The organism is Streptomyces sp. NPDC038280 (genome assembly GCF_055600045.1).
This window is the reverse complement of sequence record NZ_JBVJYZ010000004.1, coordinates 359,625-375,331: the sequence shown is the minus strand read 5'-3', so window position 1 is coordinate 375,331 and position 15,707 is coordinate 359,625. Positions and strand designations below refer to the sequence as shown.

At 69.4% G+C, this 15,707-nt stretch carries 13 protein-coding genes; all 13 read left to right on the top strand.

Going from position 1 to position 15,707, the window contains the following annotated elements; all coding sequences use genetic code 11:
• Positions 1-6 precede the first annotated feature (6 nt).
• The gene (locus tag ACZ7J0_RS12620) at positions 7-561 is read left to right on the top strand and encodes a NuoB/complex I 20 kDa subunit family protein (RefSeq protein ID WP_468708483.1); all 555 of its coding nucleotides are present in this window, start codon (positions 7-9) and stop codon (positions 559-561) included.
• A complete protein-coding gene (locus ACZ7J0_RS12615) occupies positions 558-1,298 on the top strand; it encodes an NADH-quinone oxidoreductase subunit C (protein ID WP_470886587.1) in 741 nt (246 codons plus the stop codon). Before ACZ7J0_RS12620 ends, ACZ7J0_RS12615 begins: the two co-directional genes overlap by 4 nt.
• Positions 1,295-2,617: an NADH-quinone oxidoreductase subunit D gene (locus tag ACZ7J0_RS12610; protein WP_470886585.1), complete on the top strand. Its 1,323-nt coding sequence runs from the start codon at positions 1,295-1,297 to the stop codon at positions 2,615-2,617. The genes ACZ7J0_RS12615 and ACZ7J0_RS12610 overlap by 4 nt, the downstream gene beginning before the upstream one ends.
• Positions 2,618-2,643: 26 nt before the next feature.
• Positions 2,644-3,381 carry an NADH-quinone oxidoreductase subunit NuoE gene (gene nuoE / locus ACZ7J0_RS12605; protein ID WP_470886583.1) on the top strand — a complete coding sequence of 246 codons (738 nt, stop codon included), beginning with the start codon at positions 2,644-2,646 and terminating at the stop codon, positions 3,379-3,381.
• Positions 3,378-4,733, top strand: a complete 1,356-nt coding sequence (gene nuoF / locus ACZ7J0_RS12600) for an NADH-quinone oxidoreductase subunit NuoF (protein WP_470886581.1) — start codon at positions 3,378-3,380, stop codon at positions 4,731-4,733. Before nuoE ends, nuoF begins: the two co-directional genes overlap by 4 nt.
• On the top strand, positions 4,730-7,228 hold the full coding sequence (locus ACZ7J0_RS12595) for an NADH-quinone oxidoreductase subunit G (RefSeq protein WP_470886579.1): 2,499 nt from the start codon (positions 4,730-4,732) through the stop codon (positions 7,226-7,228). Before nuoF ends, ACZ7J0_RS12595 begins: the two co-directional genes overlap by 4 nt.
• A 76-nt stretch (positions 7,229-7,304) precedes the next feature.
• On the top strand, positions 7,305-8,693 hold the full coding sequence (gene nuoH / locus ACZ7J0_RS12590) for an NADH-quinone oxidoreductase subunit NuoH (protein ID WP_470886577.1): 1,389 nt from the start codon (positions 7,305-7,307) through the stop codon (positions 8,691-8,693).
• A complete protein-coding gene (gene nuoI / locus ACZ7J0_RS12585; protein ID WP_470886575.1) occupies positions 8,686-9,303 on the top strand; it encodes an NADH-quinone oxidoreductase subunit NuoI in 618 nt (205 codons plus the stop codon). The genes nuoH and nuoI overlap by 8 nt, the downstream gene beginning before the upstream one ends.
• Positions 9,300-10,178: an NADH-quinone oxidoreductase subunit J gene (locus tag ACZ7J0_RS12580; protein WP_470886574.1), complete on the top strand. Its 879-nt coding sequence runs from the start codon at positions 9,300-9,302 to the stop codon at positions 10,176-10,178. Before nuoI ends, ACZ7J0_RS12580 begins: the two co-directional genes overlap by 4 nt.
• The gene (gene nuoK / locus ACZ7J0_RS12575; protein ID WP_468708465.1) at positions 10,175-10,474 is read left to right on the top strand and encodes an NADH-quinone oxidoreductase subunit NuoK; all 300 of its coding nucleotides are present in this window, start codon (positions 10,175-10,177) and stop codon (positions 10,472-10,474) included. The genes ACZ7J0_RS12580 and nuoK overlap by 4 nt, the downstream gene beginning before the upstream one ends.
• A gap of 11 nt (positions 10,475-10,485) precedes the next feature.
• Complete coding sequence (gene nuoL, locus ACZ7J0_RS12570; protein WP_470886572.1) at positions 10,486-12,426, top strand: NADH-quinone oxidoreductase subunit L; 1,941 nt, start codon at positions 10,486-10,488, stop codon at positions 12,424-12,426.
• A 5-nt stretch (positions 12,427-12,431) separates the two neighbouring features.
• Positions 12,432-14,000, top strand: a complete 1,569-nt coding sequence (locus ACZ7J0_RS12565) for an NADH-quinone oxidoreductase subunit M (protein ID WP_470886773.1) — start codon at positions 12,432-12,434, stop codon at positions 13,998-14,000.
• Positions 13,997-15,646 carry an NADH-quinone oxidoreductase subunit NuoN gene (nuoN, locus tag ACZ7J0_RS12560; protein ID WP_470886571.1) on the top strand — a complete coding sequence of 550 codons (1,650 nt, stop codon included), beginning with the start codon at positions 13,997-13,999 and terminating at the stop codon, positions 15,644-15,646. The genes ACZ7J0_RS12565 and nuoN overlap by 4 nt, the downstream gene beginning before the upstream one ends.
• Positions 15,647-15,707 lie beyond the last annotated feature (61 nt).

Here is a 15,707-nt window from a genome sequence, read left to right as displayed (position 1 = left end):
GCACCTATGGGACTCGAAGAGAAACTGCCGAGCGGTTTTCTGCTGACGACGGTCGAACAGGCCGCGGGCTGGGTGCGCAAGGCGTCCGTCTTCCCCGCGACCTTCGGCCTCGCCTGCTGCGCCATCGAGATGATGACGACCGGCGCGGGCCGCTACGACCTGGCGCGCTTCGGCATGGAGGTCTTCCGCGGCTCGCCGCGCCAGGCCGACCTGATGATCGTGGCGGGCCGGGTGAGCCAGAAGATGGCGCCCGTCCTGCGCCAGGTCTACGACCAGATGCCCAGCCCCAAGTGGGTGATCTCCATGGGCGTTTGTGCGTCTTCAGGCGGAATGTTCAATAACTACGCCATTGTGCAGGGTGTTGATCACATTGTTCCGGTTGACATCTATTTGCCGGGTTGCCCGCCGCGTCCGGAGATGCTGATCGACGCGATTCTCAAGCTCCACCAGAAGATCCAGGGTTCCAAGCTCGGCGTGAACGCGCAGGAAGCGGCCCGCGAGGCGGAGGAGGCCGCGCTCAAGGCACTCCCCACGATTGAGATGAAGGGGCTGCTGCGGTGAGCGCGAGCGACAGCGAACGGCCGAATCCCGACAAGGACCTGAGCGCGCAGAACCTGCCGGGTCAGCGTGGCGATCACGGCGAGGAGGTCCGCGTCCAGCGTGGCATGTTCGGCGCCAACAACGGCGGCGACACGTCCGGTTACGGCGGACTCGTCCGCTCCGTACGCCTGCCGGGCCCGGCCACCCGGCCCTACGGCGGCTACTTCGACGAGGTCGCCGACGAGCTGGAGGGAGCCCTCGAGGAGCAGGGCCTCCTGCCCGGCAACGCCATCGAGAAGACCGTCGTCGACCGCGGCGAGCTCACCTTCCACATCGCCCGCGAACACCTGGTGCGGGTGGCGCGGACCCTGCGCGACGACCCCGCCCTGCGCTTCGAGCTCTGTACGGGCGTCAGTGGCGTCCACTTCCCGGGCGACAAGGGGCGCGAGCTGCACGCCGTCTACCACCTGCGCTCGCTCACCCACGGCCGGCTGATCCGGCTCGAGGTCGGCGCCCCGGACAGTGACCCGCACGTCCCGTCGCTCGTCGAGGTCTATCCGACCAACGACTGGCACGAGCGTGAGACCTACGACTTCTTCGGCCTGATCTTCGACGGCCACCCCGCCCTCACCCGGATCATGATGCCGGACGACTGGCAGGGCCACCCGCAGCGCAAGGACTACCCCCTCGGCGGCATCGCCGTCGAGTACAAGGGCGCCCAGATCCCGGCTCCGGACCAGCGGAGGTCGTACTCGTGAGCACTTCACCCGCCTCTCCCCGCGAGACCACCGAGGGGACCGTCTACACGGTCACCGGCGGCGACTGGGACGAGGTCGTCCAGTCCGCGGCCAAGGCCGACGACGAGCGGATCGTCGTCAACATGGGCCCGCAGCACCCGTCCACCCACGGTGTGCTCCGCCTGATCCTGGAGATCGACGGCGAGACCGTCACCGAGGCCCGCTGCGGCATCGGCTACCTCCACACCGGTATCGAGAAGAACCTCGAATTCCGGAACTGGACGCAGGGCACGACCTTCGTCACGCGCATGGACTACCTCACCTCGTTCTACAACGAGACGGCGTACTGCCTCGGCGTGGAGAAGCTGCTCGGCATCACCGACCAGATCCCCGACCGGGCCTCCATCGTCCGGGTGCTGCTGATGGAGCTCAACCGGCTCTCCTCGCACCTGGTCTGCATCGCCACCGGCGGCATGGAGCTCGGCGCGACGACGATCATGATCTACGGGTTCCGGGACCGCGAACTGATCCTGGACCTGTACGAGCTGATCACCGGCCTGCGGATGAACCACGCGTTCATCCGGCCCGGCGGCCTCGCCCAGGACCTGCCGCCCGGCGCGGTCGACGCGGTCCGCGAGTTCGTCAAGAAGATGAAGAGGAACCTGCCGGAGTACGACAAGCTCGCCACCGGCAACCCGATCTTCAAGGCCCGTATGCAGGACGTCGGCTACCTCGACCTCACCGGCTGCATGGCCCTCGGCGCCACCGGACCGATCCTCCGCGCGGCCGGCCTCCCGCACGACCTGCGCAAGACCGACCCGTACTGCGGCTACGAGACATACGACTTCGAGGTGCCGACCGCCGACTCGTGCGACGCCTACGGCCGCTTCCTCGTCCGCCTGGAGGAGATGCGCCAGTCGCTGCGGATCGTCGAGCAGTGCCTGGACCGCCTGGCGCCGGGCCCGGTGATGGTCGGCGACAAGAAGATCGCCTGGCCCGCTCAGCTCGCGCTCGGACCGGACGGGCTCGGCAACTCGCTCGACCACATCAAGAAGATCATGGGCACCTCCATGGAGGCCCTGATCCACCACTTCAAGCTGGTGACCGAGGGCTTCCGGGTCCCGCCCGGCCAGGCCTACGCGGCGGTCGAGTCGCCCAAGGGCGAGCTTGGCGTCCACGTCGTCTCCGACGGCGGCACCCGCCCCTACCGGGTCCACTTCCGCGACCCGTCCTTCACCAATCTGCAGGCCATGGCGGCGATGTGCGAGGGCGGCCAGGTCGCCGACGTCATCGTCGCCGTGGCGTCCATCGACCCCGTGATGGGAGGCGTCGACCGGTGACCGCGAATCAAGAGGTGAGCCTGGGCATGCCCCAGCTCCCCGCCCCCGCCTACCCGGCCGATGTCCGGGAGAGGCTCGAGGCGGACGCCAAGGAGATCATCGCCCGCTACCCCGGCAGCCGCTCCGCGCTGCTGCCGCTGCTGCACCTCGTGCAGTCCGAGGAGGGCCATGTCTCCCGTACGGGCATGCAGTTCTGCGCGGACGTCCTCGGTCTGACGACCGCCGAGGTCACCGCCGTCGCCACCTTCTACTCGATGTACCGGCGCAAGCCGTCCGGTGACTACCAGGTGGGCGTCTGCACCAACACGCTCTGCGCGGTGATGGGCGGCGACGCCATCTTCGACGAGCTCAAGGAGCACCTCGCCGTCGGGAACGACGAGACCACCGCCGACGGCAAGATCACCCTCGAGCACATCGAGTGCAACGCCGCCTGCGACTTCGCTCCCGTGGTGATGGTCAACTGGGAGTTCTTCGACAACCAGACCCCCGAGTCGGCGAAGAAGCTGGTCGACGACCTCCGCGCGGGCCGCCCCGTCGAGCCGACCCGCGGCGCGCCCCTGTGCACGTACAAGGAGACCGCGCGCATCCTCGCGGGCTTCCCCGACGAGCGCCCCGGCGCCGTCGAGGCATCCGGCGGCGCGGGCCCGGCCTCCCTGACCGGCCTCAAGCTCGCCAAGGGCGAGAAGTCCGCGCCCCGGGTCATCCACCCCCGTGGTGAGTCCGGCGACCAGCCGAGGAACGCCGATTCCGAGGAGGGGGAGTGATGACCTTGGCAGCCGAGATCAACAACAGCAGCCCCGAGAAGCTGCTGGCGCCCGTCCTGTCCGCCTTCTGGGACCAGCCGAACTCCTGGACCCTGGACACCTACAAGCGCCACGAGGGGTACGAGGGCCTGAAGAAGGCCCTCGCCATGTCGCCCGACGACCTCATCGCGTACGTCAAGGACTCCGGTCTGCGCGGCCGGGGCGGCGCCGGCTTCCCCACCGGCATGAAGTGGCAGTTCATCCCGCAGGGCGACGGCAAGCCGCACTACCTCGTGGTCAACGCCGACGAGTCGGAGCCCGGAACCTGCAAGGACATCCCGCTCCTCTTCGCCAACCCGCACTCCCTCATCGAGGGGATCGTGATCGCCTGTTACGCGATCCGCTCGAACCACGCCTTCATCTATCTGCGCGGTGAGGTCGTGCCCGTCCTGCGGCGGCTGCACGAGGCCGTGCGCGAGGCGTACGAGGCGGGGTTCCTCGGCGAGAACATCCTGGGCAGCGGACTCGACCTCGAACTCACCGTGCACGCGGGCGCGGGCGCGTACATCTGCGGTGAGGAGACCGCGCTGCTCGACTCGCTCGAGGGCCGCCGCGGCCAGCCCCGGCTGCGTCCCCCCTTCCCCGCGGTCGCCGGTCTGTACGCGTGCCCCACTGTGGTGAACAACGTCGAGTCCATCGCGTCCGTTCCCGCGATCCTCAACCGCGGCAAGGACTGGTTCAAGTCGATGGGCAGCGAGAAGTCCCCCGGCTTCACGCTCTACTCGCTCAGCGGCCATGTCGCCTCCCCGGGGCAGTACGAGGCCCCGCTCGGCATCACCCTGCGCCAGCTGCTCGACATGAGCGGCGGCATGCGGCCGGGCCACCGGCTGAAGTTCTGGACCCCGGGCGGTTCCTCCACCCCGATGTTCACCGACGAACACCTCGACGTCCCGCTGGACTACGAAGGCGTCGGCGCCGCCGGCTCGATGCTCGGCACCAAGGCGCTCCAGTGCTTCGACGAGACGACCTGCGTGGTGCGGGCCGTGACCCGGTGGACCGAGTTCTACGCCCACGAGTCCTGCGGCAAGTGCACCCCCTGCCGTGAGGGCACCTACTGGCTCGTGCAGCTGCTGCGCGACATCGAGGCCGGCAAGGGCGTGATGAGCGACCTCGACAAGCTGAACGACATCGCCGACAACATCAACGGCAAGTCCTTCTGCGCGCTCGGCGACGGCGCCGCGTCCCCGATCTTCTCCTCGCTCACGTACTTCCGCGCGGAGTACGAGCAGCACATCACGGGCAAGGGCTGCCCCTTCGACCCGGCCAAGTCGACCGCGTGGGCGGACAACCCTCACCTGGAGGTGAACGCATGACAGTCACCACGAGCGCTCCCTCCGGGGGCGGCGAGGCGGCGGTACCGCCCGAGGATCTCGTCTCGCTGACCATCGACGGCATCGAGATCTCCGTCCCCAAGGGGACCCTGGTGATCCGGGCCGCCGAGCAGCTCGGCATCGAGATCCCGCGCTTCTGCGACCACCCGCTCCTCGACCCGGCCGGCGCCTGCCGCCAGTGCATCGTCGAGGTCGAGGGCCAGCGCAAGCCGATGGCGTCCTGCACGATCACCTGCACCGACGGCATGGTCGTCAAGTCGCAGCTCACCTCGCCGGTCGCCGAGAAGGCCCAGCACGGGGTGATGGAGCTGCTGCTCATCAACCACCCGCTGGACTGCCCGGTCTGCGACAAGGGCGGCGAGTGCCCGCTGCAGAACCAGGCCATGTCGCACGGCCGGGCCGAGTCCCGCTTCGACGGACGCAAGCGCACCTACGAGAAGCCGGTGCCGCTCTCCACCCAGGTACTGCTCGACCGTGAGCGGTGCGTGCTGTGCGCGCGCTGTACCCGCTTCTCCAACCAGGTCGCCGGCGACCCGATGATCGAGCTGATCGAGCGCGGCGCGCTCCAGCAGGTCGGCACGGGAGAGGGCGACCCCTTCGAGTCGTACTTCTCCGGCAACACCATCCAGATCTGTCCGGTGGGCGCGCTCACCTCGGCGGCGTACCGATTCCGCTCCCGCCCCTTCGACCTGGTCTCCTCGCCGAGCGTCTGCGAGCACTGCGCGGGCGGCTGCGCCACCCGCACCGACCACCGGCGCGGCAAGGTCATGCGGCGGCTCGCGGCGGAGGACCCCGAGGTCAACGAGGAGTGGATCTGCGACAAGGGGCGGTTCGGCTTCCGTTACGCCCAGCAGCGCGACCGCCTCACCACGCCGCTGGTCCGCAACGCGGCGGGGGAGCTGGAGCCGGCGAGCTGGCCGGAGGCCCTGGAGGCCGCGGCCCGCGGACTGATCCGGGGACGCACGGGCGTCCTCACCGGCGGCCGGCTGACCGTCGAGGACTCCTACGCCTACGCCAAGTTCGCCCGGGTCGCCCTCGACACCAACGACGTCGACTTCCGCGCGCGGGTGCACAGCAGCGAGGAGGCCGACTTCCTGGCCGCCCATGTCGCCGGACGGGGCCGCGACCTCGACCGCACGGGCGTCACCTACACCTCGTTGGAGAAGGCCCCGGCCGTCCTGCTCGCCGGGCTCGAGTCCGAGGAAGAGGCCCCCGGCGTCTTCCTGCGACTGCGCAAGGCCTGGCGCAAGCACGGCCAGAAGACCTACGCGCTCGCGTCCTTCGCGACCCGGGGCGTGGAGAAGGCGGGCGGCACGCTGCTGCCGGCCGCCCCCGGCACCGAGACCGAGTGGCTCGACGCCCTCACCTCGGACACCGGACTCGACGGGCCGGGTGCCCTCGCCGCCGAGGCGCTGCGCTCCCAGGGCGCCGTGATCGTCGTCGGTGAGCGGCTGGCGTCGGTGCCGGGCGCGCTGACGGCGGCCGTACGGCTCGCCCACGCGACCGGCGCCCAGCTGGTCTGGATCGCCCGCAGGGCCGGCGAGCGCGGCGCGGTGGAGGCGGGTGCGATCCCGTCGCTGCTGCCCGGCGGCCGCCCGGCCACCGATCCCCGGGCCCGCGAGGAGACCGCTGTCGCCTGGCGGGTCGCCGAACTGCCGCACCGCTACGGTCGCGATACCGGCCAGATCGTCGAGGCCGCGGCCACCGGCGAACTGGGTGCCCTGCTCGTCGGCGGCGTCGAACCGGCCGACCTGCCCGACCCGGCACGCGCGCGGGAGGCGCTCGACGCGGCCTTCGTGGTCAGCCTCGAGCTGCGCCCGAGCGAGGTCACCGCGCGCGCGAACGTGGTCCTCCCGGTCGCCGCCGTCGCGGAGAAGCCCGGCACCTTCCTCAACTGGGAGGGCAGGGCGCGGCTCTTCGAGGCCGCGATCACACCGGAACTGCTGACGCGCGCGCCCGCCCCGGCCGACGCCCGCGTGCTGCACATGCTCGCCGACGTCATGGACGTGGCCTTCGGCCTGCCGGACCTCACCTCCGTACGCCAGGAGATGGACCGGCTCGGCGGCTGGGACGGCGTACGGGCCTCGGAGCCCGTTGAGCCGGGACAGCGCCCGCCGCGCCCGGCCGAGGGCGAGGCGGTCCTCGCGGGCCACCGGATGCTCCTCGACCTGGGCCGCCTCCAGGAGGGCGACGAGGCACTGGCCGGCACCCGGCACGCCGCGGTCGCCCGGCTCTCCGCCGCCACCGCGGCCGAGACGGGCGTCAAGGACGGCGACATCCTCGCGGTCTCCGGCCCGTCGGGCTCGGTCGAACTCCTCCTCCGGGTCACCGAGATGCCCGACCGGGTGGTCTGGCTGCCGCTGAACTCGGTGGGCGGGGGCGTCCTGTCCGACGTCGGCGCGGTCCCCGGCCAGGTCGTCCGTATCGGCTCGGCGCCCACGGCCGCCGCCGCCGAGCCGGCGGAGGTGTCCTCATGAGCGCGCACCGCGCGTCTCGCGCCCACGTCGTCCGGCCGGCCGCAGGCCCGGCCCTCCCCGTACCGGAGGTGCGAGCGTGACTGCCCTCGCCCAACTCGCGGAAGCCCACAGCAGCGTCCTCGCGGCAGAGGACCTGTCGATGTTCGGCCGCGACCCCTGGTGGCTCGTGGTCATCAAGGCGGTGTTCTGCTTCGCCTTCCTGATGATCACCGTGCTCTTCTCCATCGTGTGGGAGCGCAAGGTCGTCGCCTGGATGCAGCTGCGCATCGGTCCCAACCGGCACGGCCCCTGGGGCATGCTCCAGTCCCTCGCCGACGGCATCAAGCTGATGCTGAAGGAGGACGTGGTCGTCAAGCGCGCCGACAAGGTCGTCTACATCCTCGCGCCGATCATCGCCGCGGCCCCGGCGTTCATGGCGATCGCCGTGATCCCCTTCGGCCCGGCCGGCAACGAGGTCTCGATCTTCGGCCACCGCACGACGATGCAGCTCACCGACCTGCCGATCGCCATGCTCTACGTCCTGGCCATCGCCTCGGTCGGGATCTACGGCATCGTCCTGGCCGGCTGGTCGTCCGGCTCGACCTACCCGCTGCTCGGCGGACTGCGCTCCTGCGCGCAGATGATCTCCTACGAGATCGCGATGGGCGCCGCGTTCGCCTCGGTCTTCCTCTACTCCGGGTCGATGTCGACCTCGGCGATCGTGGAGGCGCAGGCGGACCGCTGGTTCATCATCCTGCTGCCGGTGTCGTTCATCATCTACATCGTCACGATGGTCGGTGAGACGAACCGGGCGCCGTTCGACATGCCCGAGTCCGAGGGCGACCTGGTCGGCGGCTTCAACACTGAGTACAGCTCCATCAAGTTCGCGATGTTCATGCTGGCCGAGTACGTCAACATGGTCACCGTCTCCGCCGTCTCGGTGACGCTCTTCCTCGGCGGCTGGCGGGCCCCGTACCCGATCTCCACCTTCTGGGAGGGCGCGAACCACGGCTGGTGGCCGATGCTCTGGTTCGTCATCAAGGTCCAGCTGCTGCTGTTCTTCTTCATCTGGCTGCGCGGCACGCTGCCCCGCGTCCGCTACGACCAGCTGATGAAGCTCGGCTGGAAGGTCCTCATCCCGGTCTCCGTGGTCTGGCTGATGCTGGTCGCGACCGTGCGGGCCCTGCGGAACGAGAACTACGACTTCCAGCAGATCGTGCTGTACGTCGCCGGCGCCGTCCTCGCCGTGCTGCTGCTGTCCTTCATCGCGGACATGTTCCGCGACAAGAAGGCCAAGGCTGCGGGGGAGCCGGAGGACACCCGGGCGTTCGACCCGATGGCGGGCGGATTCCCCGTACCGCCCAAGCCCGGGCAGAGCCTGCCGCCGGTGCCGCGCCGAAGGCCTCGCCAGGAGGGCGAGTTGATTGTCAGTGGCGCCCCCGATACTGCTACTGCGAGTGACGGAAAGGAGACGGACGGTGTCTGACTTCCAAAACCCTGTGGCCGGCTTCGGCGTGACCTTCAAGGCCATGTTCAAGAAGCGGCTGACCGAGCAGTACCCGGAGCAGCAGAAGACGACGGCTCCGCGTTTCCACGGCCGGCACCAGCTCAACCGGCATCCGGACGGGCTGGAGAAGTGCGTCGGGTGCGAGCTGTGTGCCTGGGCCTGTCCGGCGGACGCCATCTATGTGGAGGGCGCCGACAACACGGACGAGGAGCGCTACTCGCCCGGCGAGCGGTACGGCCGCGTCTACCAGATCAACTACGCCCGCTGCATTCTCTGCGGACTGTGCATCGAGGCCTGCCCCACCAGGGCGCTGACGATGACCAACCAGTTCGAGCTGGCCGACAGCTCCCGCGAGAACCTGATCTACACGAAGGAACAGCTGCTCGCGGGCCTGGAAGAGGGCATGGTCGAGACCCCGCACTCGATCTTCCCGGGGACGGACGAGCAGGACTACTACCGGGGTCTGGTCACCGAGGCCGCCCCCGGCACGGTCCGGCAGGTCGCCGTCTCCAAGGGCGAGGCGCCGCAGGAAGCCGCCTCCGACTTCGGTGAGGACGAGCCCGCGTCGAAGAAGGTGGTCGGCGCATGAGCGCGCTCGCCGCCTCCGTCACCTCGACCGGCGAGGCCGTCCAGTTCTGGGTGCTGGGCACCGTCGCGGTCATCGGCGCCCTGTGCACGGTCCTGATGAGGAAGGCCGTGCACAGCGCGCTCTGCCTCGCCGGCACGATGATCGTCCTCGCGGTCTTCTACCTCGCCAACGGCGCGTACTTCCTCGGCATCGTCCAGGTCGTCGTCTACACCGGCGCGATCATGATGCTCTTCCTCTTCGTCGTCATGCTGGTCGGTGTCACGGCCGCCGACTCGCTGAAGGAGACCATCAAGGGGCAGCGCTGGTGGGCCGCCGTGTGCGGGCTCGGCTTCGGTGTCCTGCTGATCGCGGGTATCGGCAACGCCTCGTTGAAGAACTTCAACGGGCTGGGCGCGGCCAACGCCGGCGGCAATGTCGAGGGCCTGGCGCGGAAGATCTTCACCACCTATGTCTTCGCCTTCGAGATCACCGGCGCGCTGCTGATCACGGCGGCCGTCGGCGCGATGGTGCTCACCCACCGCGAGCGCACCGAGCGGGCCCGGACGCAGCGCGAGCTCGCCGAGCAGCGCGTGCGCGCGGGCAAGCACCTGCCGCCGCTGCCCGCCCCGGGTGTCTACGCCCGGCACAACGCCGTGGACATCGCGGGACTGCTGCCGGACGGCACCCCCTCCGAGCTCACCGTCATGCAGACCCTGCGGCAGCGCGGTCAGATCCGCGATGTGTCGCCGCAGGCGCTGGCCGACCTCAAGGCGCTGGAGAAGCGCTCGCAGGAGCGACTCGGCCGCGACCGGGACCCGAACACGAACCTGACTCCGGCCCCGGACCGTGACCGCGACCGCGACGGTGACCGCGCGGAAGAGGAGGCCGCCAAGTGAACCCCGTCAACTACCTCTATCTCGCCGCCCTGTTGTTCACCATCGGCGCCGCCGGAGTGATCATCCGGCGGAACGCGATCGTGGTCTTCATGTGCGTCGAGCTGATGCTCAACGCCTGCAATCTCGCCTTCGTCGCCTTCTCTCGTATGCACGGCAATCTCGACGGCCAGATCATCGCGTTCTTCACGATGGTCGTCGCCGCCGCGGAGGTCGTGGTCGGGCTGGCGATCATCGTGTCGCTGTTCCGTTCCCGCCACTCGGCCTCGGTCGACGACGCCAGCCTGATGAAGCTGTGAGGGGCTGAATCGTGGAGAACCTGATTGCGCTGCTCGTCGCGGCGCCTCTGCTCGGAGCGGCCGTACTACTGTGCGGCGGCCGGCGCCTCGACAGGGCCGGGCACTGGCTCGGCACCCTGCTCGCGGCCGCCTCCTTCGTCATCGGCGCCGTGCTCTTCGCGGACATGCTGGGCAAGGACGCGGAGGCCAGGACGCTGCGCTCGACGCTGTTCAGCTGGGTCCCGGTCGAGGGCTTCCAGGCGGATGTCGCCTTCCAGCTCGACCAGTTGTCGATGACCTTCGTCCTGCTGATCACCGGTGTCGGCTCGCTCATCCATGTGTACTCGATCGGGTACATGGAGCACGACGAGCGCCGGCGCCGCTTCTTCGGCTATCTGAACCTCTTCCTCGCGGCGATGCTGCTGCTCGTCATCGCCGACAACTACCTGCTGCTGTACGTCGGGTGGGAGGGCGTCGGCCTCGCCTCGTACCTGCTCATCGGCTTCTGGCAGCACAAGCCCAGCGCGGCGACCGCCGCGAAGAAGGCCTTCCTGGTCAACAGGGTCGGCGACATGGGCCTGTCGATCGCGATCATGCTGATGTTCACCACCTTCGGGACCTTCGCCTTCGGTCCGGTGCTCTCGTCGGTGGGCGACACCGGCGAGGGGAAGCTGACGGCCATCGGGCTGATGCTGCTGCTCGCCGCCTGCGGCAAGTCGGCCCAGGTGCCGCTGCAGTCCTGGCTCGGGGACGCGATGGAGGGCCCGACCCCGGTTTCGGCCCTCATCCACGCGGCCACCATGGTGACCGCGGGCGTCTATCTGATCGTCCGCTCCGCCGCGATCTTCAATGCCGCGCCCGACGCGCAGCTGGTGGTCACCATCGTGGGCGCGGTCACGCTGCTCTTCGGTGCGATCGTCGGTTGTGCCAAGGACGACATCAAGAAGGCGCTGGCCGGTTCGACGATGTCGCAGATCGGCTACATGGTCCTGGCGGCGGGTCTCGGTCCGATCGGTTACGCCTTCGCGATCATGCACCTGGTCACGCACGGCTTCTTCAAGGCGGGGCTCTTCCTCGGCGCCGGTTCGGTCATGCACGGCATGAACGACGAGGTGGACATGAGGAAGTACGGCGGCCTGCGGAAGTACATGCCGGTCACCTTCGTCACCTTCGGCCTCGGCTATCTGGCGATCATCGGCTTCCCCGGCCTGTCCGGCTTCTTCTCCAAGGACAAGATCATCGAAGCGGCCTTCGCCAAGGGGGGCACCGAGGGCTGGATCCTCGGCGGCGTCGCCCTGCTGGGCGCCGCGATCACCGCGTACTACATGACCCGCGTGATGATCATGACGTTCTTCGGTGAGAAGCGCTGGCAGCCCGCCCCGGACGCGGACACCACGCCGAGCGCCGAGCCCGCCGCGGAATCGCACGCCGGGCAGATGCCGCACCCGCACGAGTCGCCCAGGTCGATGACGATCCCGATGATCGTCCTCGCCTTCGGATCGGTCTTCGCCGGAGGGTTCTTCGGCATCGGCGACCGGTTCGTGAAGTGGCTGGAGCCGGTCACCGCGTTCGAGCACGGGCACCCGCCCGTCAGCGCCGGTGCGATCACCTCGGCCACCGTCGCGGTGATGCTGCTCGGGGTCGGCCTCGCCTACCTCCAGTACGGCCGCAGGCCCGTCCCGGTCGTCGCCCCGCGCGGCTCGCTGCTCACCCGGGCCGCCCGCCGCGACCTCCTCCAGGACGACTTCAACCATGTGGTCCTGGTCCGTGGCGGCGAGCACCTCACCCGCTCCCTGGTGTACGTCGACCACACCCTGGTCGACGGGGTGGTCAACGGCACCGCCGCCTCGGTCGGCGGACTCTCCGGCCGGCTGCGCAAGCTGCAGAACGGCTACGCCCGCTCCTACGCGGTCTCGATGTTCGGAGGTACGGCGGTGCTGATCGCCGCGACCCTGCTGATGAGGGCGGTGTGACCCAGATGTCCTTCCCGCTCCTTACGGCGACGGCGGCCCTTCCGGCGGTCGGCGCGATCGTCACGGCCGCTGTTCCGGCGGCCCGCCGGACCGCCGCCAAGTGGCTGGCGCTGCTGTTCTCGCTCGCCACCCTGGTCCTCGCGGCGGTCGTCCTGGTCCGCTTCGAGCCCGGCGGCGACCGCTACCAGCTCACCGAGTCCCACTCCTGGATCAAGGACTTCGGCGTCCGGTACGAACTGGGCGTCGATGGCATCGGGGTGGCGCTGATCGCGCTGACCGCGCTGCTGATCCCCTTCGTCATCCTGGCCGGCTGGCACGACGCCGACGTGGAGACGCACTCCACGCGGTGGCGTCCGACCCAGGGCTTCTTCGCCCTGATCCTCATGGTCGAGGCGATGGTGGTCCTCTCCTTCGAGGCCACTGACGTCTTCCTCTTCTACATCCTCTTCGAAGCCATGCTCATCCCGATGTACTTCCTCATCGGCGGCTTCGGCGACCGTGCCCACACGGGCAGCGAGGAGAACGCGGCTGCCCAACGCTCCTACGCGGCGGTCAAGTTCCTGCTCTACAACCTCGTCGGCGGCCTGATCATGCTGGCCGCCGTCATCGGCCTGTACGTGGTCGCGGGGAGCTTCTCGCTCTCCGAGATCGCCGCGGCGCGGGCGAGCGGGCAGCTGGACATGGCCGGTACCACCGAGCGTCTGCTCTTCCTCGGCTTCTTCTTCGCCTTCGCGGTGAAGGCGCCGCTGTGGCCGCTGCACACCTGGCTGCCCAACGCGATGGGAGAGGCGACCGCCCCGGTCGCGGTGCTGATCACGGCCGTGGTCGACAAGGTCGGCACCTTCGCGATGCTGCGCTTCTGCCTCCAGCTCTTCCCGGAGGCGTCGAAGTGGGCGACGCCGGTGATCCTCGTCCTGGCGCTGATCAGCATCGTGTACGGCGCGCTGCTCGCCGTCGGCCAGCGGGACATCAAGCGACTGGTCGCGTACGCCTCGATCTCGCACTTCGGCTTCATCATCCTGGGCATCTTCGCGATGACGAGCCAGGGTCAGAGCGGCGCGACGCTGTACATGGTGAACCACGGGCTCTCGACCGCCGCGTTGATGCTGGTGGCCGGGTTCCTGATCTCGCGGCGCGGCTCGCGGCTCATCGCCGACTACGGCGGTGTGCAGAAGGTCGCACCGGTGCTGGCGGGGACCTTCCTGATCGGCGGTCTCGCGACGCTGTCGCTGCCCGGCCTGGCGCCGTTCGTCAGTGAATTCCTGGTCCTGGTCGGCACGTTCGCCCGCTATCCGGTGGCCGGGATCGTCGCGACCATCGGCATCGTGCTCGCCGCGCTCTACACCCTCGTCCTCTACCAGCGGACGATGACGGGCCCGGTGAAGGAAGAGGTGCGGGCACTGCCGGACCTCAGGGTCCGTGAGCTGACGGTGGTCGTGCCGCTCATCGCGCTGCTGATCTTCCTCGGCGTCTATCCGAAGCCGCTGACGGACATCGTCAACCCGGCCGTGAAGCACACCATGTCCGACGTTCAGCAGAAGGACCCCCGGCCCGAGGTGGAGGCGGCCAAGTGAGCGCAACAACTGTCCACAGCCTGTGGACGACGGCCGCCGAGCCGATCACCAAGATCACCGCTCCGCACATCGAGTACGCCCAGCTGGCACCCGTACTGATCGTGGTCGGTGCCGCGATCATCAGCGTCCTCGTCGAGGCCTTCGTGCCGCGCCGCGGGCGTTACTACACACAGGTGTTCCTCAGCGTCGTCGCCCTGGCCGCCGGTTTCGCCGCGGTCGTCGGCCTCGCCGCGGGGGGCTACGGCTCCACCAAGGCGCACATCGCCGCGATGGGCGCCGTCGCGGTCGACGGCCCGGCGCTGTTCCTCCAGGGCACCATCCTCCTGGCGTCCATCGTCGCGGTCTTCACCTTCGCCGAGCGGCGGCTCGACCCGGCGGACCAGGGTCACCGGATCGACTCGTTCGCCGCCGAAGCGGCCGCCGTGCCGGGCAGCGACCAGGAAAAGGCCGCCGTCAAGGCCGGGTTCACCACCACCGAGGTGTTCCCGCTGGCGCTGTTCGCGGTCTCGGGCATGCTGGTCTTCCCCGCGGCCAACGACCTGCTGACGCTCTTCGTCGCCCTCGAGGTCTTCTCGCTGCCGCTCTACCTGCTCTGCGCCGTCGCCCGCCGCAAGCGGCTGATGTCGCAGGAGGCGGCCGTGAAGTACTTCCTCCTCGGCGCCTTCTCGTCGGCCTTCCTGCTCTTCGGCATCGCCCTGCTGTACGGATACGCCGGCTCCGTCTCGTACGCGACCATCGCGCACGTGGTCGACGGGAACGTGTCGGCCATCGACCCGGCGCTCGCCGACACCATGGGCAATGACGTCCTGCTGCTCATCGGCTTCGCCATGGTCCTGATGGGGCTGCTGTTCAAGGTGGGCGCCGTGCCGTTCCACATGTGGACCCCGGACGTGTACCAGGGCGCGCCGACCCCGGTCACCGGCTTCATGGCCGCCGCCACCAAGGTCGCCGCGTTCGGCGCGATGCTGCGGCTGCTCTATGTGGTGCTGCCCGGTCTGGCCTGGGACTGGCGGCCGGTCATGTGGGGCGTCGCGATCGTCACCATGCTGGGCGGTGCGGTCGTCGCCATTACGCAGACCGACATCAAGCGGCTGCTGGCCTACTCCTCGATCGCGCACGCCGGCTTCATCCTCGCCGGTGTCATCGCGGCCACGCCGGACGGCGTCTCGTCCGTCCTCTTCTACCTGGCCGCGTACTCCTTCGTGACGATCGGCGCGTTCGCCGTCGTCACCCTGGTCCGCGACGCGGGCGGCGAGGCGACCCACCTGTCCAAGTGGGCGGGTCTCGGGCGGCGTTCACCGCTGGTCGCCGCGGTCTTCGCGGTGTTCCTGCTCGCCTTCGCCGGTATCCCGCTGACCTCCGGATTCTCCGGGAAGTTCGCGGTCTTCAAGGCCGCGGCCGAGGGTGGCGCGGGCGCGCTGGTCGTGGTCGGTGTGATCTCTTCGGCGATCGCCGCGTTCTTCTACATCCGGGTCATCGTGCTGATGTTCTTCAGCGAGCCGAAGGCCGACGGCCCCACCGTCGCCGTGCCCTCGCCGCTGACGATGACGACGATCGGCGTCGGGGTGGCCGTGACGCTCGTCCTCGGTGTCGCACCGCAGTACTTCCTGGACCTGGCGAACCACGCGGGCGTCTTCGTCCGCTAGCCCCATGCCGTCAGGGCCCGGTCCCCTCGGGGGCCGGGCCCTGACGCATGCCGTTCCAGGC

Coding starts and splice junctions, on each gene's coding strand:
- ACZ7J0_RS12565 (WP_470886773.1), top strand. CDS start 12,432: ATGTCCTTCCCGCTCCTTACGGCGACGGCGGCCCTTCCGGCGGTCGGC.
- ACZ7J0_RS12595 (WP_470886579.1), top strand. CDS start 4,730: ATGACAGTCACCACGAGCGCTCCCTCCGGGGGCGGCGAGGCGGCGGTA.
- nuoE (WP_470886583.1), top strand. CDS start 2,644: ATGCCCCAGCTCCCCGCCCCCGCCTACCCGGCCGATGTCCGGGAGAGG.
- ACZ7J0_RS12620 (WP_468708483.1), top strand. CDS start 7: ATGGGACTCGAAGAGAAACTGCCGAGCGGTTTTCTGCTGACGACGGTC.
- ACZ7J0_RS12580 (WP_470886574.1), top strand. CDS start 9,300: ATGAGCGCGCTCGCCGCCTCCGTCACCTCGACCGGCGAGGCCGTCCAG.